The 20,425-nt window shown below is 41.0% G+C and carries 20 protein-coding genes; 8 read left to right on the top strand and 12 right to left on the bottom strand.

Features of this window, described 5'->3' with window-relative positions:
• Positions 1-549 precede the first annotated feature (549 nt).
• Together WHS63_RS12190 and WHS63_RS12185 are read right to left on the bottom strand one after the other, a co-directional pair.
• Entirely contained in the window at positions 550-1,527 is a 978-nt protein-coding gene (locus WHS63_RS12190) for a fatty acid desaturase (RefSeq protein WP_445205341.1), read from the bottom strand.
• 199 nt (positions 1,528-1,726) lie between these two features.
• Positions 1,727-3,187: an aminoacyl-histidine dipeptidase gene (locus WHS63_RS12185; RefSeq protein WP_445205340.1), complete on the bottom strand. Its 1,461-nt coding sequence runs from the start codon at positions 3,185-3,187 to the stop codon at positions 1,727-1,729.
• 159 nt (positions 3,188-3,346) lie between these two features.
• On the opposite strand from WHS63_RS12185, the gene WHS63_RS12180 reads away from it, so the two are divergent.
• Positions 3,347-4,090 carry a biotin--[acetyl-CoA-carboxylase] ligase gene (locus tag WHS63_RS12180; RefSeq protein ID WP_445205339.1) on the top strand — a complete coding sequence of 248 codons (744 nt, stop codon included), beginning with the start codon at positions 3,347-3,349 and terminating at the stop codon, positions 4,088-4,090.
• A 6-nt stretch (positions 4,091-4,096) separates the two neighbouring features.
• Here the strand turns inward: WHS63_RS12180 and WHS63_RS12175 are convergent, their stop codons facing one another.
• On the bottom strand, positions 4,097-4,504 hold the full coding sequence (locus tag WHS63_RS12175; protein ID WP_445205338.1) for a polyketide cyclase: 408 nt from the start codon (positions 4,502-4,504) through the stop codon (positions 4,097-4,099).
• A gap of 106 nt (positions 4,505-4,610) precedes the next feature.
• Between WHS63_RS12175 and WHS63_RS12170 the strand changes: the two genes are divergently transcribed.
• Positions 4,611-5,555 (top strand): lipoate--protein ligase family protein, encoded by a 945-nt coding sequence (locus WHS63_RS12170; RefSeq protein WP_445205337.1) that lies wholly within the window; start codon positions 4,611-4,613, stop codon positions 5,553-5,555.
• Between the two features lie 2 nt (positions 5,556-5,557).
• On the opposite strand, the gene WHS63_RS12165 is transcribed toward WHS63_RS12170, so the two are convergent.
• Entirely contained in the window at positions 5,558-6,103 is a 546-nt protein-coding gene (locus WHS63_RS12165; protein WP_445205336.1) for a hypothetical protein, read from the bottom strand.
• A gap of 724 nt (positions 6,104-6,827) precedes the next feature.
• On the opposite strand from WHS63_RS12165, the gene WHS63_RS12160 reads away from it, so the two are divergent.
• The 5 genes from WHS63_RS12160 (at position 6,828) to WHS63_RS12140 (ending at position 11,449) form a co-directional block, all read left to right on the top strand.
• Positions 6,828-7,613 (top strand): lysophospholipid acyltransferase family protein, encoded by a 786-nt coding sequence (locus WHS63_RS12160; RefSeq protein WP_445205335.1) that lies wholly within the window; start codon positions 6,828-6,830, stop codon positions 7,611-7,613.
• A 98-nt stretch (positions 7,614-7,711) separates the two neighbouring features.
• The gene (rplU, locus tag WHS63_RS12155; RefSeq protein ID WP_369490305.1) at positions 7,712-8,023 is read left to right on the top strand and encodes a 50S ribosomal protein L21; all 312 of its coding nucleotides are present in this window, start codon (positions 7,712-7,714) and stop codon (positions 8,021-8,023) included.
• A gap of 20 nt (positions 8,024-8,043) precedes the next feature.
• Positions 8,044-8,304 (top strand): 50S ribosomal protein L27, encoded by a 261-nt coding sequence (rpmA, locus tag WHS63_RS12150; protein ID WP_445198932.1) that lies wholly within the window; start codon positions 8,044-8,046, stop codon positions 8,302-8,304.
• 88 nt (positions 8,305-8,392) lie between these two features.
• Positions 8,393-9,670, top strand: a complete 1,278-nt coding sequence (gene serS / locus WHS63_RS12145) for a serine--tRNA ligase (RefSeq protein ID WP_445205334.1) — start codon at positions 8,393-8,395, stop codon at positions 9,668-9,670.
• Positions 9,671-9,883: 213 nt separating this feature from the next.
• The gene (locus WHS63_RS12140; RefSeq protein WP_445203124.1) at positions 9,884-11,449 is read left to right on the top strand and encodes a hypothetical protein; all 1,566 of its coding nucleotides are present in this window, start codon (positions 9,884-9,886) and stop codon (positions 11,447-11,449) included.
• Positions 11,450-11,490: 41 nt separating this feature from the next.
• Here WHS63_RS12140 and WHS63_RS12135 read toward each other — a convergent pair whose 3' ends face one another.
• Positions 11,491-12,936: a sodium/proline symporter gene (locus WHS63_RS12135; protein ID WP_445198935.1), complete on the bottom strand. Its 1,446-nt coding sequence runs from the start codon at positions 12,934-12,936 to the stop codon at positions 11,491-11,493.
• Positions 12,937-13,058: 122 nt separating this feature from the next.
• Here WHS63_RS12135 and amrS point away from each other — a divergent pair, with 122 nt between their 5' ends.
• Positions 13,059-14,069: an AmmeMemoRadiSam system radical SAM enzyme gene (amrS, locus tag WHS63_RS12130; RefSeq protein WP_445198936.1), complete on the top strand. Its 1,011-nt coding sequence runs from the start codon at positions 13,059-13,061 to the stop codon at positions 14,067-14,069.
• On the opposite strand, the gene WHS63_RS12125 is transcribed toward amrS, so the two are convergent.
• The 7 genes from WHS63_RS12125 to WHS63_RS12095 form a co-directional block, all read right to left on the bottom strand.
• Positions 14,066-14,638, bottom strand: a complete 573-nt coding sequence (locus tag WHS63_RS12125) for a nitroreductase family protein (protein WP_445205333.1) — start codon at positions 14,636-14,638, stop codon at positions 14,066-14,068. The genes amrS and WHS63_RS12125 overlap by 4 nt on opposite strands.
• A gap of 2 nt (positions 14,639-14,640) precedes the next feature.
• Positions 14,641-15,228, bottom strand: coding sequence for a superoxide dismutase (locus tag WHS63_RS12120; RefSeq protein WP_445205332.1), 588 nt, complete (start codon positions 15,226-15,228; stop codon positions 14,641-14,643).
• Positions 15,229-15,239: 11 nt separating this feature from the next.
• Positions 15,240-17,678 (bottom strand): tetratricopeptide repeat protein, encoded by a 2,439-nt coding sequence (locus WHS63_RS12115; protein WP_445205331.1) that lies wholly within the window; start codon positions 17,676-17,678, stop codon positions 15,240-15,242.
• A gap of 100 nt (positions 17,679-17,778) precedes the next feature.
• Positions 17,779-18,390: a superoxide dismutase gene (locus tag WHS63_RS12110; RefSeq protein WP_445205330.1), complete on the bottom strand. Its 612-nt coding sequence runs from the start codon at positions 18,388-18,390 to the stop codon at positions 17,779-17,781.
• Between the two features lie 77 nt (positions 18,391-18,467).
• Positions 18,468-18,653, bottom strand: a complete 186-nt coding sequence (locus WHS63_RS12105) for a hypothetical protein (protein ID WP_369490315.1) — start codon at positions 18,651-18,653, stop codon at positions 18,468-18,470.
• Between the two features lie 145 nt (positions 18,654-18,798).
• Complete coding sequence (locus WHS63_RS12100) at positions 18,799-19,623, bottom strand: 1,4-dihydroxy-6-naphthoate synthase (RefSeq protein WP_445205329.1); 825 nt, start codon at positions 19,621-19,623, stop codon at positions 18,799-18,801.
• Position 19,624: 1 nt separating this feature from the next.
• Entirely contained in the window at positions 19,625-20,281 is a 657-nt protein-coding gene (locus tag WHS63_RS12095; protein WP_445205328.1) for a phosphorylase family protein, read from the bottom strand.
• Between the last annotated feature and the right edge of the window lie 144 nt (positions 20,282-20,425).

Here is a 20,425-nt window from a genome sequence, read left to right as displayed (position 1 = left end):
GGCTGCAAAGGTAGTAACTTTTTCCGTCCCGCGCAAGGGGTTACCTCAAAATTTTTTTTTCTCCCCCCATATGCTCCGCCCCCGCGCGCGCTCCCCTCCGAAAGCGGGTGCAAAAGTAGAAAAGCGTTTTTAATTACGCAAGGGAATTATCAAAAAAAACAAGATTTTTTTTAAAAAAAGTTACATATTGTTGACTATCAATGTCAATTTATACAAGAAAAATTATGAAGGTGATGTCAAATCAACTCAAGTGCCATGGATTAGCAAATTCAGCAAGGCTAATTTCTAGAGGAATGAGTCGGAATGAATCGGAATGAATCGGAATGAATCGGAATAGACGGAATATGATGGAGTTAGAGGAAGTTAGAGGAAGTTAGAGGAAGTTCAAATCCGTTAAACGTGAACCGTGAAACGTGAAACGGAAGAATTAAGAATATGACTGAGTTAGAAGATGTTATAGGAAGATAAAAAGTTAAATCAAAAACCTTAGATTAACAATTTTCTCGCCCAAAAATAGGAACACATAAACATTTTTAGATGAATTTCGAACTACTCAACTTGAAGTTCGTCAAACGTAATAAGTTTTTTCCTGTCCTCATCCCATAACCTCAGCCTGAAAGATCTTAATATCTCCCTAAATGAGAGTGGCTTAATATGTGAAAACATCTCGTTCTCATCGTGGCATTTCTGAAGCTTATAGTTAGGAATCCTTGGGCTTAGGTGATGAATATGATGATACCCAATGTTACCGCTAAACCATTGTAAAACCTTAGGGAGCTTAAGGAATGAACTTCCCTCTAGAGCAACCGATTGATAGTCCCATTCATGGGAGCGCTTCCATACTACCCTTTCAAATTGATGTTGAACGTAAAAAAGCCAAACACCTGCAATTGATGCAAAATAGATTATGGGTAGCTGTATTAAAATAAATTCACGCCAACCTATCAACCACATCAGTAATACAATTGTACCAACGATGGCGATATTGGAAAGGTGAATATACATCTGTTGCTTAAAGTTCATGTACGACTTTGGTATTCTGTACTGAATAAGAAATAGAAGAATTGGAGCAATTGCAAAAAGGAAAAGCGGATGCCGATAAATTCTGTACTTTAATTTACCCCACTTTGTAAGTTCAAGGTACTCCTTAACCGTTAGGGTTTCAACATCGCCAATACCACGTTTATCGAGGTTGCCAATGGTAGAGTGATGAATAAAGTGATCGCGATGCCAGCGATGGTAAGGAGTAAACACCAATAACCCAAGGGGTATTCCCACTAATCGATTTAACCTTTCAGTTCTAAAAAAGGAACCGTGCCCACAATCGTGAAAAATGATGAAAATTCGAACAAGAAAGCCTGCTGCAATGAGGGAAAGAGCTAGGGTCAACCAGTATGATACTTTCAAACTATGGTACATAGCCACCCAAAGCGCAAAATAGGGCAGCACAGAATTTATTACCTGCCACCAGCTTTTTAGATGGTCGGGATAGTTGTACCTTGAAATAACTTCAACCCAGTTTTGCATATTCCAGAATAGTATTTCAGTAAAATAATTTCATTAAAACTAACTCCTAAATATACAAGGGTTATGAAAGAAATTCAAGACTTACGATACAAAAGAGCAAGGATTTGTAACAAATATTTACAGTGAATAAATATTCTCAGAACCGATGATTAACTAATAAAAAGGGGCTAAAAGCCCCTTTTTATTGAAACCATACATGTTATTTTTGGGGGATATTCTTGAGTGTTTCAACCAAAAAGTCCCAAAACTTTTGAACGGATGCAATGTTTACCTTCTCATCGGGTGAATGGGGGTGACGGATGGTTGGCCCAAACGAAATCATATCCCAGTTAGGGTAAACACCACCTAGCAAACCGCATTCTAACCCGGCATGGATTGCCTTAATCTCGGGCACTTTGCCAAATTTTTTATTGTAAACATCCTGCATTACCTTGAGTATGGCTGAGTTTGGATTAGGTTTCCACCCAGGGTAGCCCCCGGTAAAATTAATGTTAGCACCTGCGAGTTCAAAAATGGCAGCCATTTTTTGAGCTAATGCATCCTTTGATGAATCAACTGAGCTGCGCAGTAAGCACTGGCCTTTTACTTTTTCGCCATCGGTGTAAACGCGTGCAAGGTTGTTGGAGGTTTCAACCAAACCTGGGATTGAGTCGCTCATTCGAATAACGCCGTTGGGGCAGCCAAAAAAGGCTCTGATAACCTTTGATTGTGTTTGGTTGTCAATAACTGTTGAAGGATTTCCTGTTTTTTCCGAGGTGAACGAAAGCGATGGTTCACTTAAAGCAAACTCTGATTTATAAATACTTTCATACTCTTTAACGGCTTTTTCAAATGCAGCAGCTTTATCAGCAGGAACCACAACAACGGCAAATGCTTCGCGTGGGATTGCATTACGCAAGCTTCCGCCATCGATTGAGGCAATGCGTACTCCGAATTCCTTCTCGGCATTGTAAAGGAAGCGGAAAAGGAGTTTAATGGAGTTACCGCGACCAAGGTTAATATCCATACCGGAGTGTCCTCCCTTTAGCCCTGTAATGGCAAGCTTATAGGCAGTGGTACCTTGGGGTACTGACTCAGGTTTGGTATTAAACTCAATGTTGGCATCCAGTCCACCAGCACAACCCACGTAAAGTTCACCTTCGTCCTCGGAGTCCATGTTGATAAGGATATCGCCCTTAAGCAGGCCGGGTTTTAACCCAAAAGCCCCGGTCATTCCAGTCTCCTCGTCAATGGTGAAAAGGGCTTCAACAGGGCCATGTACTAAGTCAGTTGCTTCCAGCACAGCCATAGCAGCCGCCACACCTATACCGTTGTCGGCTCCAAGAGTTGTACCGTTGGCTGTTACCCATTCCCCATCAACATAAGCTTCAATTGGGTCCTTTTCAAAATCGTGAACTTTATCGTTATTCTTTTGGGGTACCATATCGAGGTGGCCCTGAAGAATAACACCTTTACGATCCTCCATGCCCGGAGTAGCAGGCTTACGGATGATAACGTTCCCTACTTCATCGATAATGGTTTCGAGCCCAAGATCTTTCCCAAATTTTACTACAAAATCAATTACAGCCTTCTCGCTTTTTGATGGGCGAGGAATTTGCGTTAAGCTATGGAAATGTTTCCAAACACGCTGCGGTTCAAGTTTGAAGATTTCTTTATTCATATCAACCTAATTGTTTAAATTTTTAATTTGATTGGCCTTAAAGATACCAATTATTAACCAACATAGCAAACTGCTGTTTTAAAACATCAATCTATGCCCCCAAACATGCAACTATACCAAAAAATCAACGTAATAAAACGGGCATAAAAATTAATTGACGTGTCAGTAGTTTTTCAAGTTGAATGGCATAAACGGGTTTCATCCACAAACGATGTTTGTCAACAGTATGCCACAAAAGGTGCAGATGAAGGAATTGTTGTAGCGGCTGAATTTCAGGAGCAAGGGCGAGGACAGCGAGGTAACGCATGGGAAAGCCAAGAGGGGCAAAACCTCACCTTTAGCGTTTTACTTCGTCCAACTTTCCTACCCGTTGCTGAGCAATTCTACCTTTCAAAAGCAATATCGCTTGCAGTTTCCGATTGGCTTGTAGCCTATGTGACAAACAAACCAGTAAAAATTAAATGGCCAAACGATATATATATAGGTGATAGTAAGGTTTGCGGAATACTCATTGAGAATAGCTTTAGTGGTCAGTACCTGGAAAGTTCAGTTGTTGGAGTGGGTATAAACTTAAACCAGGTTTCTTTCCCCGACGATTTGCCAAATCCAACATCTTTACTACTCGAAACTGGAACAAGGGTTGATCCCCGTAATGCATTAGCTGAAATGGTTAGCTGCATTGATGGACGGTACCAACAGCTAACTGAAGGCTACAGAGAAAACATCGATAATGACTACTTTAATGCCATTTACAGAAAAAATCAGCTTTGCAAGTATTACTCCAATGGCGAGGAGTTTTATGCTACAATAATAGGCATTCAGCCCACTGGGGAGTTAGTCCTAAGGACTGCGGAAGGCGCAATTAGGACATTTGCATTTAAAGAAGTAACCTTTATAATATAGGTTAAGCTATACCGCATTAAAAGCGGCAGCAATGCCATCGGCAAGGGCATCGATTCCTTCCTTAAGCTTATTGCCAACCATCATGCGCATCATCATGTTAAGCTCTGCCTTAACAGTGATTTTCATGCGGGTATCGTAAGGTGCAACCTCCTTAAGCTGAATCCACATGAAAAATTCCATGGGTGATTTTTCATCACCAGTAAATTTTATAGTTTTAAACTCATCGCGCTCAATGATTTTGATACCAAATGGTCCCATACCTTTGTACTTGAAGCTACAGCTATCCTCAGTAGCTTGCCACTCCTCAAGTTTGTCCTTTGCCATTGGCGAAAAGTTGCGGAAATCGGAAAGCACTCTAAAAACATCCTCGGCCCTTTTACTAATTGCCACAATCTTACTCTCGTAGGTTGTCATATCAGTATTTTTGGTTTACAAAAATAGTAAACTGCTATTTAATTAGAACCAAATCAACTTTTTGAAGTTTATATTTATGTAGATTATTTTACAGGTTACAACCATAATGAGAATAATACTTCAGCCTACACACGACCCATACTTTAACATTGCTACAGAGGAATACCTCTTAAAGCATAGTAGTGACGATTATATTATTCTATACCGTAATACCCCCTCGGTTATTGTTGGTAAACACCAGAACACTATGGCAGAACTGAACCATACCTTTATCAACAGTAGCAAAATTCCAGTAATTCGGAGGTTATCGGGAGGCGGAACCGTATTTCACGATTTAGGGAATGTTAACTTCTGCTTCATAGTAAACGGCCGAGAGGGTAATTTGGTTGATTTTAAACGCTTTACAACACCAATTATTGAATTCCTGAAAGAGCTTGGTTTAAATGCCTACCGCGGCGAAAAGAATGATATTAGGATTGGCAACTATAAAATTTCGGGCAATGCAGAACATGTTTATAAAAACAGGGTAATGCACCATGGAACCCTCCTGTATAGTACCAACATGTTCTGGTTGGAGCAAGCCATAAAGTCCAATGAGGATAGCTATACCGACAGGGCAATACGATCGAACCGAAGCCAAACAATAAACATAGCAGAGCTTCTTCCTCACCCTATGGCTATTGAAACTTTTGAAATAGCCCTTTCAGAATTTCTTACTAAATACCACTCTGCCACTCCCTTACAACTGGATGACAGCGCAAAAAGAACTATTAGCACACTTGCCACCACAAAGTATACCGATTGGAACTGGAACTACGGCTACAATGCAAGCTATGACTTCAAGGTAAATATCGACTCAGATTTTCTTGTTCTGAGGGTAACAAATGGAATTATTGAGAGTGTTGAAATACAACAAAGTAGCATTAGCTGGGTAAGTAATCTGGCAAAATTCCTGGAGGGGAAACGACACGATTACGCTTACCTTAAAAATGAATTAGGTAAGACTGAGCACTCTGAAAAGATTCAAGAAATAATTGGTAAACTGTTTTAGCGCTAGTGAGGTGTTTGGTTCTCGTTTTTAGGAGGCTCAAAACCATACGCAACCCCCTCGTAGTAGTGCGTAGGAACCTCTCTATAACCACCTCTACTCTCGCTTTTGGTAACCAGTACATAGTTTGCCCCTAGGGCAGCCGCCTTTCGCTGTAACCGGATACGGGCATTTTTTTCAGCCGATTTGGCGTTCTTGCTATTTTTCCCCGATACAGATTCTACTTTGCCATATATATAGAGACCATCTACGTCGGCAGGATTAGTTGTTATCACTACCGATTGGAAATTGGTCTCATCTATCATTTTAAAGGCCAAATCGTTAAACTTTTCCACCCTACCGTTTGCGTAAAGTATTTTATGGATTTGCTTCCGCGAAAGCTCTTCAGGTGCAGCAGCACCTTTCTTAAGGATTGTTACTTTGCTTGAACTTACCGATTTTACATTGCAAATAAGCTTTCGGTTACTTACCAGAATTATTGTGTCCAAAGCTTCCTGTGCAATGGAGAAGATTGGAAGAAAAGTTATGAGGAGTGATGCTATAAATCGCATGCCCGTAATTTTCATTTTAATGAATTGATTGCAAAGTTAATGCCATTTGATGTTATTACAAAAACAAACCAGTTAAAATGTATCAATTCCCTCGGCTAGCAAATACGAGTGCCACCGAAGCTAGGACTATCTGGACTAAAAAGTGATCGGTGAGAGTTGGAGGCCAAGGAGTTAGAGCTTTATACAATAGCACTAAAAAGATCCCTATGGATGATATCACAGTTAACCCCTGATTTGAGGTGAAACCTCCTACAATGAACAACACAGCCAAAACAACAACTGCTAATGCAACATAGAATTGGAAATCGGAAATAGCTATGCTTCTGAAATACCCGATGTTAGCCAAAATAAGATATCCGGCAAAGCTTAGCCTCAACATCCAAATGGCTATCTTGTCAAGAAATTTCAAGGGTTTCATATACCAGTTTATTAATCTGTTAGTAATAACGTTTTACAAATGTATTAATAATTAACATACTAAATACCATGCAAAAAGAATTATTCAGTTCAAACTCCATGTAGGAGTAACAAAGCCTTTTGCATATTGAACATTGCTTAACCTCTCAATGTGGAAATTCTTAACTCATACACTGTAACGTATGGCATAGGTTCTAAAATAACTTAAACGGCATTGATCTCAAATTAGTATATCAACAAATATAGTAAGAAAACCCCACGATCAATTCCTGCAAACAATTGCTATTTTTGCAGGAAAATTATTGCTATGAAAGGAGCCAAACATATTCTGATGCTAATTGTATCCATTTTTTTATGGTTATTTGTCGCCATTACGGCATTCCTACTCTTTCTAATTGATTTTGTTGTATGGCTCTTAACTTTCTGGTGGGATAGGCGTTTAATACTACTGCATAAATATTCGTCGGTTTGGGCGATGTTTTACATTTGTATTAACCCGGGATGGAGAATCAAAGTTTCAGGGTTAGAAAAAATTGACAAAAGCAAATCCTATGTCATAGTTTGCAACCACCAAAGCGCCTTCGATATTATGCTGCTTTACAGACTTTTCACCCATTTCAAGTGGGTGGCCAAAAAGGAGTTGGCCAAGGTTCCAGTTATTGGGTGGAACCTTATTCTTAACAATAGCATACTAATTGACCGAGCCAGTGCAGTGAGTACTAAAAAGATGATTTCTCAGGGGCTAAAACACCTAAAAGGAGGAAGTTCCGTACTAATATTTCCTGAAGGTACAAGAACAAAGGATGGTCAGGTTAAGCGATTTAAGGAAGGGGCATTTCTGTTGGCTAAGCAAGCAAATTCGCCCATTCTACCTATAGTTATTGAAGGTTCAAAGGATATTTTCCCAAAACCAGGAATTGTTAAACTACGCCAGGACTTAACATTAAAGGTTCTTGACCCTGTTAAAGTTGAAGAGGTTTTATCAACTTCAGTCCCTGATTTGACAAAGCGCCTGAACCAGTTAATTATGGAAGAGCATAAAAAGTTAGCCCCCGAAAAGTACATGAATTCCGATAACAAACAAGTTAAATGATAAAAACACAAAAAAGTTTTACTGATTATTTGACAATTAATTAAACTTTTATACCTTTGCAAGCCCAAAATATTGTCAAACAATTCATACTAAATACGATGTACGCTATTGTAGATATTGCAGGACAGCAATTTAAAGTAGAAAAAGACCAAAAGATCTACGTGAACCTGCTTGAGGGAGAGGCAGGAACAGAGGTTAAGTTCAACAAGGTGCTGCTTGTTGACAACGATGGTAAAGTAGCCGTGGGAACTCCTGAACTAAAGAACGCTTCGGTTACTGCTAAAATCCTTGGCCATGTTAAAGGCGACAAGGTTATTGTATTCAAGAAGAAACGTCGTAAAGGGTATAGGGTGAAAAATGGACACCGCCAAAACTATACTCAGATTCAGATTGCAGAAATAGTAGCATAACACGAAAATATTGATTAGTCATGGCACACAAAAAAGGAGTTGGTAGTTCCCGTAACGGACGCGAATCGCACAGCAAACGCTTAGGCGTTAAGCTTTTTGGTGGTCAGGTTGCCAAAGCTGGCAACATTATTGTACGCCAGAGAGGAACTAAGCACTATCCCGGTATGAATGTTGGCATGGGCAAGGATCACACCCTTTACGCCTTAATTGACGGTGTGGTAACTTTCCGCAAAAAAGCCGACGACAAATCGTACGTATCAGTTTTACCACAAGAATCGTAGTTTTTCTAAAATTTTCATAACTTTGGTCTCCTGTGCAATGCCTTCAAGTATTGAACAGGAGATTTTGTTTTATTAAAAACCCAACACTATGCTTACCCTAAAGTATATCAGAGAGAATACCGAGGAAGTTATCCGTAGGTTAGCAGTAAAGCATTTTGATGGTTCTGTAATTATTGCCAAAATTATAGAACTTGACGACAAGCGTAAGGCTATTCAGCTTCAGCTTGACAATAACCTTGCTGAGCAAAACCGGATTGCAAAGGAAATTGGAAAACTATTTTCCGAGGGGAAGTCAGCTGAGGCAAACGCAGCCAAGGCAAAATCGGCTGAACTAAAGGAACTGTCCAAAAACCTCTCGCAGGAACTTAAAGAGGTTGAAGATGAGCAAACTAAACTTCTGCTCCAGGTGCCTAACCTGCCCCATGAATCAGTTCCGCAGGGTGTAAGCGCAAGCGACAACGTTGTAGTTCGATCTGGAGGGAGTATTCCAAAACTACACGAGGAGGCCTTGCCACACTGGGACCTGGCTTCAAAGTACAATATCATCGATTTTGAACTTGGCGTCAAAATAACCGGTAGTGGTTTCCCAGTATATAGAGGTAAGGGTGCAAAGCTCCAAAGAGCCTTGATTAACTTTTTCCTTGACTACAATACTGCAGCCGGATACGAGGAGGTAGAACCACCGCACATGGTGAACGAGGACTCTGCTTACGCAACCGGACAGCTCCCCGATAAGGATGGGCAAATGTACCATGTAACCGCTGACGGATTTTACATGATACCTACTGCGGAGGTTCCAGTAACAAACATTTACCGCGATGTAATTTTACATGCAGCGATGCTCCCCATTAAGCTAACCGCTTACACTCCATGCTTCCGCCGCGAGGCAGGTTCGTACGGAAAGGATGTTCGTGGTTTAAACAGGTTACACCAGTTCGATAAGGTAGAAATTGTTCAGATACAGCACCCCGACCGTTCATACGAAACCCTTGAAGAAATGGTTAACCACGTTGAGGGGCTACTTATGAAACTGGAACTCCCCTACCGAATTGTTAAGCTTTGCGGTGGCGATATGAGTTTCACTTCAGCGCTAACCTATGACTTTGAGGTTTTTTCGGCAGCCCAGCACAAGTGGCTTGAGGTTAGCTCAGTATCGAACTTTGAATCGTTTCAGGCAAATCGCATGATGCTTCGCTTTAAGGAGGAGGGCGACAAGAAAGCACAGCTGGCTCATACCCTTAACGGAAGTTCGCTTGCATTGCCCCGTATTGTGGCAGCGCTACTTGAGAACAATCAAACCCCACATGGTATTAAGATTCCCAAAGTTCTTCAACCCTACTGCGGATTTGACAAGATTGATTTGTAAAGTACGAATTGCAATAAAATCAGTCCCCTTGAGAACTTTTTCAAGGGGATTTTTGTTAGTGGGAATAAAATGAAGACTGGCAAAGGAGAAATTGCATTCCCATGAAAAAAAGTTTGGCCTGTTATTTGTGTTAAATGGTTTTAAAATAAATTTGAAACAATTAATATTACCCTTTTGGCACTGAAAAAAATGTTTAACCAAACACTATTAGCAATGAAAGCATTCCAAAAAATCCTGGTAAGCATTATGCTTACGTTTTCATTTGTAGCGGCTTACGCACAAATGGAGGAACTCCCCAAGAGCGACACAGCAGGTGTTACTGGTGGAGCCGTTATAGGAGCGGTTACCATTGATGGTAAAACCTATCAGCAATTTGCGCTCCGTACCGATATCCCAATAGGTAAGTTCGGTTTCGGCATCGATATCCAGCTACTTTTTGACGAAAACGGACAAATCAGGAAAGATGAATGGGATGAATGGCAGGACTATATCGATAAAATTTACTACATCCGATATGGTAAAAAGGACGATCCGTTTTACATCCGTTTGGGCGGATTGGATTACACCTACTTGGGTTACGCCAACATTGTGAATGGCTACTCCAACATGATTCAGTATCCATCGCGCAGGCGTTATGGTGGCGAACTGTCGTTCTGGATTCCGGCTGAGCGTTACAAGGGAATGCCGGTTGCAGGTGGTGAATTTTTCTTTAACGACATGAAAGAACTTTTTGTTGAATCGCCCCGCAAGTCGGCAATGCTGGTGGGTAGCCGTATTTTCTACCGCCCGCTACGCTTCCTTGAGTTTGGGGTTACTGGCGTTGCAGACCTTAACGAGTACAACGCATTTGAAGATAGAGACGGCGATGGTGTTCCAAACCTGATTGACCTTTACCCCAGGGATAAAAACCTGGCAACGGATATGGATAAAATATCCCTAACTGATTGGAATCACCTCCTTAACGACCCATTCTGGGGTGCAACCCGTGAGGAAGCCTACCAAAAACTTCTGAGCCTTGGTTTGGTTCCAGCTGATACAATCAGAATGGAAAACCTCTTCAACCTGAATAACCAAACCTCTAAGATGTTCGCATACAGCTTCGATATTGGAATTCCTATTGCCCGTAAGGAAAACTTTAAGTTTGATATTTACTCCCATATAACCCAGCTACGAGGTGAGGATAGAACCTACGGGTGGGGCGTAGCTATACCCGGTATTAGGATGATTCTTGGAACCAGCAATGTTCAGAACTTCTTAACCTTCAAGGCTGAATACCGTCGTTCATCCAAAGAGTTCCTGTTTGGATACTTCAATAACACCTATGAGCTGGAAAGAGCACAGTTCATTGGAAGGGATAGCGTAATAACCAAGCAGCAGCAATTAATTACCATCCAGCAGGAACTTAATGGTATTTATGCCAGTGCAGAGCTGAACATGTTTGGATATGTTGTGGGTTATGCAGGATATCAGGATCTTATTGGTTCTGACAAAACCCATATGCGTTCACTACACGGTGAAGTTCGTATGGGTGAAACCCTCAAGAAAATGCTTCACTTTGCTGACCTAAAAGGATACTACATCCAGAACAACGTTCAAGATTTCAGGCAATGGAAAACCCCAAGTTCACTTGTGGGCTTTAATATTGGCTACAACTACAAAGGAGCCATTGTTGGAATTGACTATCGATGGACATTCCAAGACCTTGACGGAAATGGAATCATTAAGGGGAGCGCTGAAACCATCAAAACAATCAGCTTTAGAACTGCTGTAACGTTCTAATCAATAAAACCCCAAAAAAGGGAGCTGTTCAGCTCCCTTTTTTATTTCTTTGATGGAATTAAATAGGTTGATAAAACAGCCACTATCAATGTAAAGAAGAAATTAACAAGTTTTGCTGTAACCACCTTATCCATTCCAGAGCTAATCCATACAATAGTAAAAACTAAACCCAAAATCATAGCCGTTATTGCTGCCCTCCCATGAAAGGGTTTCCAGAAAAGGGTAAGAAGTATTACTACAGAAAAGGTACAACCAATACCCGCCCACACGTAGCTTACCAGGGTGAATATCACTTTCTGGGGCGATACATAGGCTATTGCCAAAGCAATTATGGCAAGCGAAGCGGTAATAATTCGTGATTGGCGTAAAACGAGCCTTTCGTCATTAATACGCCTGAATGGTTTAACAATATTCTCGCTTAGCTCAGTTGATGATAGCACAAGCAATGAATCGGCAGTAGAAATCATTGCAGCAATAGCCCCTGTTATAAGTAAGGCTGCAAGTGCCGGAGGGAATATTTTCATGATTGTAGCAGGCATCACATACTCCCTGTCGGTAAGGGCGTTGGGGCCAAAAATGGCTAAACCAATCATTCCGAGCAACATAGCGCCAATGTAGGCAACAACTGTCCAGGTAATGCCAATATTACGCGCAAGCTTAGCCTGCCTGGCGTCCTTAATGGCCATGAACCTCATGGTTAGCTGGGGCATTCCACCTAGGTAACCAAAGAACCAGCTAAAGCCACCCACAAGAAACATACCTGCGGCTGCTCCCTTTAAACCATTGAATAACGAAGCATGGGTTGGACTCGCGCTCTCCAGAGCAATGGTAATGGAGCTTGAGTATACCTCAGGATGGTTTGCCAGGTAGAAAAACCCGACAATTGGGCCAACCGTTAAGGTGAAAATCATTACTAAAGCTTGAACCACATCGGTGTATACAACGCTCTGAAATCCTCCGTAAATGGTATAAGGGATAATGATTAGTGCGGTAATGAGCATTCCCCATTGAGGCTTAATGCCAAACATGGTATCTAAGGTTTTACCGCCTCCCAGGAATTGAGCGCCTACATAAAGGAAGAAAAAGAAAACAATGGTTGAACTACTCACCAGCCGTATCCATTTGGCAACCTCACCATGACGTGCAGCAAGATAATCGGAAAAAGTGGTAGCCGAATACTTTTCGGCTTCATCGCGCAGGCGCCAAGCCAAAAGCCACCAAGCGGTAATTATTCCCACAACACAACCAATTGCAGTCCACAACTCAGCTATTCCCATTGCGTAGGCAGCACCTGGTAGTCCCAACAGCGCCCACGACGATTCGCCAGTTGCCCTTTCGGAAAGGGCAGCAACCCAACCCGGTAGGTTTCGGCCGGCAATGGAGTAATCGGCATTATTCTTAACCTTTCGTCCTTGATAAATCCCCCACCCAATGATAAAAAGTAAGTAACCAATGGTTACAAGTGCAAGTTGAATGCTGGCTGACATAGTAAAAAGGTTTTAACATTATCACCCTAAATTTATTAAATAGCCGATATAAAAACCAATGCTTGCTGTTGATTTTCACCTATAAAAATAACTAACTTGTGAACTGGCAAAACAAGTGAGGTATGGAAGCATTATATTACATGCACCTAGAGAATAAGGCGGTACAATGCAATTTATGCCCTCATGAGTGTAAACTCACCCCCGGTAAGAGAGGTATCTGCAAAACCCGTTATAACGATAATGGCGAAATGAGACTCCTGATCTCAGGAGTAATAGCATCGTCAGGATTAGATCCCATTGAGAAGAAGCCCCTTTTCCATTTCTACCCCGGTAGCAAAATTTACTCAATTGGTGGCTATGGCTGCAACCTAAGGTGTTCATTCTGCCAGAACTATGAAATATCGCAATATGTTCCTGACTCAAATAGCCGATTAAGAGAAAATTTGCCGGAAAATATTGTTGATAAGGCTCTGTTTTTACCACAGAACATTGGCATCGCCTACACCTACAATGAACCAACCGTGTTCTTTGAACTTATGCTTGCAACGGCACGATTGGCTAAAGGCAAAGATTTAAAAAATGTAATGATATCGAACGGATTTATTAACCATAAACCCCTACTTGAACTTCTTGATGTTATTGATGCATTTAATATCGATTTAAAAGCTTTTACCAATGAGTTTTATAAAACTCAAGCAGGCGGAAAGTTAGCCCCAGTGCTAAACAATTTAAAGACCATAAAAAAGAATGGCAACCATTTAGAGATTGCCTTCCTGGTTATTCCGGAACTTAACGACTCAACCAATGAAGCAGTAGAGATGTTTAGGTGGATTAATGAAAATTTGGGTAACGACACACCCTTACACATCAACAGGTATTATCCCGCTTACAAGTTAAGCATCCCTCCAACCCCTCCTGAAAAATTGGTAGAACTTCGAGATGTTGCCATGGAATACCTAAAATTTGTATATATTGGCAACGTCCACAACTCCGATATCGGCACAAAAACAACATGCCCCTCGTGTAACACCACTGTTATTGAGAGGCATGGATATAGTACTACATTGAAAATGATTGACACTAGAGGATACTGCAAGATTTGTGGATACGGCCCTATAGCAGTAATGGGCTAACCACGCCAAATCAGTTCACTTAACTTTCGCTTGGGAACATGGTGTACCTGTTCTGAATCGCGCCAGTAAATTACACTTCCCGAATCATCTATATCATCAATAACAACTTTCTCAACTGGTTTGCCCAGGGCAATCACCAGTGCGACCTTTAGATATTCAGGTAGATTGAGTAATTTGTGCAGATTTTCTTTTTTAACCGATTCAATAATGCACCCCCCAAGCCCCTTTTCAACCGCACCCAAAAGAATGGTTTGCGCCATTATACCCTGATCCCACTGCGATGCTGTTGACAACCTCTGATCCTCAAGAACTACAATATAAGCCGATGGACGTTCCCCCTCAACAGGGCCATCCCAATCCTTCAAGTAACCTGCCCATGCCAGATTAGGAAACACATTGTTGCACCATTCAGGAGTATTGATAATCATAAACTTAAGTGGCTGTAGGTTACGGCCCGAAGGACAAAACCTACACAGCTCAACCAGCTGTTCAAGCAGCCCTAAATCGATATTATGGGATTGGTCAAACCTACGATAGCTGCGATTTTGAACTACAAGATCCCTTAGCATGTTTACCTAACCTTTTCAAAGCGTTTTTCAACCACACTCCAGTCAACAATTTTCCAGAAAGCTTGAATGTAGTCGGGTCGACGATTCTGGTAGTCGAGGTAGTAGGCATGCTCCCACACATCGCAGGTTAGTAAGGGCTTTAGCCCTTTTCTTAAAGGATTCCCAGCATTTGATTCCTGGGTAATGTTAAATTTCCCATCGGTATCAACCACAAGCCAAGCCCAACCTGAACCAAAAAGGGTGGCAGCGGCATTGGAGAACTTGCTTAAAAATTCTTCAAATGAACCAAATGAAGCCTCAATAGCTTTAAGTAGATCACCCTCGGGCTTATGTTTTGGAGCCGGACTGAATGCTTCAAAGTAGAACGTGTGATTCCAAACCTGTGCGCCATTGTTAAAGACACCACCCTCAGCCTCCATAACTATTTGCTCAAGGCTAGCATTCTCGAACTTTGTTCCGGGAATCAGGTTATTCAGGTTGTTAACGTAAGCCTGATGGTGCTTCCCGTAATGGAACTCCATTGTTTTCTCCGAAATTACCTCAGCTAAAGCATTCAGTGAGTACTGCAACTTAGGAAGTTCATGTTTCATAGCTATAGTTTTTAAATTGGTTTAACTGCCAAAATGAGTATGTCGTCGGTTTGCGCCTCTTCCTCACCCTTCCATTTTTCAAGTGTTCTATACAGCGTCATCTTTTGCTCGTAAAGAGGAAGATGCTTAATGCTTAAAATAAGATTACGGAACGAATGGTAACCAAATTTTTTACTGGGTTTACCACCAAACTGATCGGTAAATCCGTCGGAGAATAGGTAAACCGTATCGTTAGGCTCAAGTTTTATCGAAAGTTCGTTGAATCGCTCCATGCGTTCATAGTATGCAACGGGCATTCTATCGGGACGAAACTCAATAAGCCCTTCGCCTATCTGAACAATCCGATTATCATTTGAAATATTAGAATTTGTGCTGATAATAATTGGCATGTTGGCTCCTGAATAGGTAAGGGTATGGGTACTCCTATCGAAAGTACAGAAAGCTACATCCATACCATCATGGCTGTCGTCCTCGTGTCCACCTTGCCGTAAGGCAGAAATTATGTTATCGCGGAGCTTACCAAGTAGCAAACCCGGCGATGATGTTGGAGTGTTTGCAACAAGGTCGTTGAGCATTGAAATCCCAAGCATACTCATGAAGCCACCGGGAACGCCATGGCCAGTACAGTCAGCAACCGCAAATCCAATTTTACCGGAGCAGTTCCCGACCCAGTAAAAATCGCCACCAACGGTCTCCTTAGGAAGATAAAGCACAAAAAAGTCCCTAAAGTACTGGCTTAGCAGTGCATCGGTTGGGAAAACCGCCTGCTGTATTTTGCGGGCATACTCAATAGATTCTCCCAAATCCGTAAGTATGTTAATGATTTTATCGCGTTGGTAAACCACAAGGTTTTTCTGCCTTTCAATTTCATCGCGTTGTTCCTGAAGCTCACGCTGTTTGATATCTACTGAAATTCGCTGGCTCTCAACCTCAACCATGGCCTGCTTGCGTTTATACATATTATAAAGCAGCCCCAGAAACAACCCGAGGAGTAAAACAAATGCAATGGCGACCAGTATCAACAGGCGGGTTCTACTCTGCTTTTGGCTATCAACCAAGCTAAGTTGCTCATTGAACCTTTCAAAATGCTGACGAACAATATTTTCGTACTCAACCTGGAGCTGAGCTGCAAGAATCTGCTTCATCTTTTCAGTGCCTGCAATTGAGTCCTTAACCGCAATGTACTTTTCGTAGTTCTGTAAAGCACCCTGACAATTATTTTTGGCTAGGTTGAACTGGTAAAGCGCATTATACGATTGGGCCACCATATCCATCATCCCGTGTTTTTTTGCCTGTTCAAGGACCTCATCAACTAGTGCGAAAGCCTTAGGGCTATTGCCCATTTGAAAAAGTAGAAGAGCGAAATCGTACTTCGACTCAACCACACCACGGGGTTCTTCGAGTTTAGTGTATCCATCAATTGCTTTTGTAAGATATAGCTGAGCCTTATCGTACATTTTGATTTTCATGTAAGCTTCGCCAAGAAAACGGTTGATATTGGCAACCCCACCCCTATCAAGCAGAATCTGCTTAAGCGCAAGAGCATCCTCAAAGTAAAGCAAGGCACTATCAACTTGCCCTAAAAGCAGGTAAACCGATCCAATATTCATCAATGAATTGGAAATTCCTCGCTTATCGTTTATCTCAATTTTTATTTTCCACGACTTCCTGAGATAATCAAGAGACTTTTCATACTGAGCCACATCGCGGAATATTAGACCTATGTTGTTAAGTAGGAATGCTTCGCCCTGTCTGTCCTTGGTTTCAACCCTTAGGGGTAATGCTTTGAAAAAGAAATCGAGGGCAGTAGAATACGCACCCTGCTCCCAGAAAAGGATTCCCATGCTATTATATACGGAGGCAATACCAGCTTTATCGTTCAATTTCTCGCGTATTGCCAAAGAGTTAGAGTAATGTTCAAGGGCTTTTGTATAGTTACCAACTTGAGCATTAACCATACCCAAACCATAGTTAGCTTCGGCCAAACCGGTAGAATCGGCAATAGCCGTTGCCTTATTAAGTGCAAGATTGTAATAATGCAATGAGCTATCGTTCAAATCGGTTCTTCTATAAAATATTCCTAAGCGATTGTATGTTTTTATTAAAGCTATTTGATTGTTGATGAGGCTAAAATCAGCTTTTGCTCTATTTAGCCAGTAAAAAGCGGAATCAATTGGTGTTATTTCAAAGTAAATGATTCCCAAGTAGTACTCACACCAAGCACGCGCCTCATTATATTCTGAAGCGCTTGTATTGGCTAATACTTTTTGAGCAATTTTTTTGGCAGCGCTGAATTCCCTGACATCAATTAACGACCGTACAGTAGCAAGCTGAGAATTAACCTGCGCTGTATCGACCATCATTTTTTGCCCATGGGCTAAAACAGGGAAAATAACCGTAAAAAAACAGGACAGAATAAGATTTTGAATATGAATTCTGTTGAAAAACATAGCATAAATATTAACCCAATAAAAATACAAAAAAAAGCGACCGGTAAAACCGGCCGCCAAACCAAAACATAAACCAAACCAAACTTAAACCAATAAAAAACTATTTACCTGTAGCAACAAGATATTTTTCTTCCACTGCCTTCCAGTCAATGACATTCCAAAAGTTCTGTATATACTCAGGGCGGCGGTTTTGATACTTTAAGTAGTATGCATGCTCCCAAACATCGAGTCCGAGAATGGGAGTGCCTTTAACCTCTGAAACATCCATTAAGGGGTTATCCTGGTTGGGGGATGAAAAGACCTGAAGGTCCTTACCTGTCCAAACCAGCCAAGCCCAACCCGAACCAAAACGGGTAACTGCAGCGTTTGAAAATTTTTCCTTGAACTCATCAAAAGAGCCAAAAAACTTTTCAATCCCCTTAAGTAGCTCGCCATTAGGCTTTCCACCTCCATTTGGCGACATAATCTCCCAAAAAAGATTATGATTGAAGAAACCCCCTCCGTTGTTTCGGATTGCTGGTGAATGCTTGGAAACCTCCCGAAGTATCTCCTCAATTGGAAGCGCTTCTATTGATGTGCCAGCAATGGCGTTGTTCAAATTATTAGTATATGCACCATGGTGTTTATTGTAATGAATATCCATGGTCATTTCGTCGATATAAGGCTCAAGCGCCTTGTAATCGTATTTCAATTTAGGTAACTGAAAAGCCATATGTTTACTATTTAAATTGTTTCTAAATAGTAAAACGCAGCTTGATAAAATTTGTTCAAAGGATTATTAAGAAATGATTACTGAGGGTTGACAGAATTTCCATTTTTCCCATTAACATATCTTACCTTTTCCTTTTTGGTTCGGTAAACCTCAATTCCTAAAAAGTAGTAGCGAATTACCCAAAACTCAACATACCACTTATGATCGAGTGAAAGTATTGTATCTTGGAGGTGTTTTGATTTTCCAATAAAGGGTCGTTTCATTAAATCTAAAGTTTCAGCTTGTTGTATGTAAGTACCCACAATAAATTTAATTTAAAATTAACATCTTTTAAGTTAATCTCCAAACAGCAATTGGTTTCTAGCAGTAAAAACAAACGATTATCTGATTTGTTTACAAGGGTTTATGTTATTCGTAAACAAAAACGCTCCTTTCGTCAAAATTATGTGTGGGTTTGCTGCTACTTATGAGCTGTATTATGGCCTTACGTCCTACTTGGCCGAGGGTTATGGAGAAGTCATTAACATATAAACTGATATGGTTGCGCATTACCTCAGTGCTTAGCTCCTGGGCAAACTGTGAAACAAATCCCATAGTATTTTCCGGATATTGAAATGCATATTCAACACTCTCCCTTAACAACCGGTTAATATCGTGTTTTATATCATCAGGTAAAGACCGACGAATTGCAATACCCCCAAGAGGCGTAGGTAATCCAGACATTTTCTCCCACTCATCGCCTAAATCCATTAGCTTGGTTAATCCCTTAAATTGATAGGTAAATCGTGATTCATGAATTATGACACCCGCATCAACCTCATTGTTTAGAATTGCATCTTCAATCTGTGAGAATAGGTAAAACCTCTTATCGTGCACATCAGGAAATACTAAGTTAAACAAAAGGTGAGCAGTGGTATGTTCACCGGGCAGGGCAATACGTTTGTGCTTAACCTGTTCAAATGGTATGGATTCCGTGCTTATAAGCAATGGCCCAACCCCCTTGCCCAGCGCACTTCCGGAATCAAGTAATTGGTAATGCTCAGCAATTAAAGGGTATGCACCATAGCTAACCTTAGTAATATCGGGTTTAGCCTCAAGGGCTAAAAGGTTCAAATCCTCAATGTCGGCCATGTGAACGTCAAAGGTGTATTTGTCAGTAAGCAACCCATTCACCAGTGCATAAAACATAAAAGTGTCGTTTGGGCAAGTTGAAAAGTTCAGCGATAGGTTCATTCTACAGTGTATTTAAGTAACTCACAAGTAAGATTAGCTCATTCCAAAGGTTTTGAACAGCAAGTTCGATTTTCCAGTTTTGGCGATTCCGGGGTTCAACATAATTGGATACAGCCCTTAGGCAAAAAAATGGTTTACCAAGTTTTAAGCAAGCATAGAAAACCGCAGCCGACTCCATGGTTTCAACCTGAGCATCCCATGAACATTTAATCATAGCGATTCGCTCATTAGAACCCGAAACGGTTGAAACAGTTATTCCCCTAACCCCTTTTAGCTTTATGTTTGGCTTAATAGTGTATGGGTTAACCAACTCTCTTAAGGGTAAAGCCTTTTGCAACGGGGGTAAAATATTATCGATATGTCGAAAAGTGCCATTATCATCTACACCATAATCGGCAAAAGAATCGGAATCAATGAGAACTACATTGCCTAATGGTAATTGCTCAGTAAAACTTCCAGCAATTCCCCCGTTAATAATGATATCATAAGCATCGGCTGCTCTGGAAAGGGCAAATACTGTTGGAACTGCTCCTGGTCCGCTAATCAGAATATCAGCATGAATACCATACTGTTGAAGCGAGTAAAAATCATTACCCGGTTGCCTGTACTGGGGCAAAATTTCTACTTGGCTGGCAACAACTATCAAAATTTTTTTCAAAAAATGATTACTTTTTAAAATAAATAGTTAAACAATAAAGTAAAAGTGTTGTTAAAAAATAATGGTTAAAAATCACAGCTGTCCAAAATAATTTAAAATCAAAAAATGCCTAATTGTTAATCAGGTGGTTAGGGTTCAAAAGTA

Origin of the sequence: Tenuifilum sp., assembly GCF_037481895.1 — a bacterium.
In the GTDB taxonomy this organism is placed as follows: domain Bacteria; phylum Bacteroidota; class Bacteroidia; order Bacteroidales; family Tenuifilaceae; genus Tenuifilum; species Tenuifilum osseticum.
This window is presented reverse-complemented; position numbering and strand designations above follow the sequence as displayed.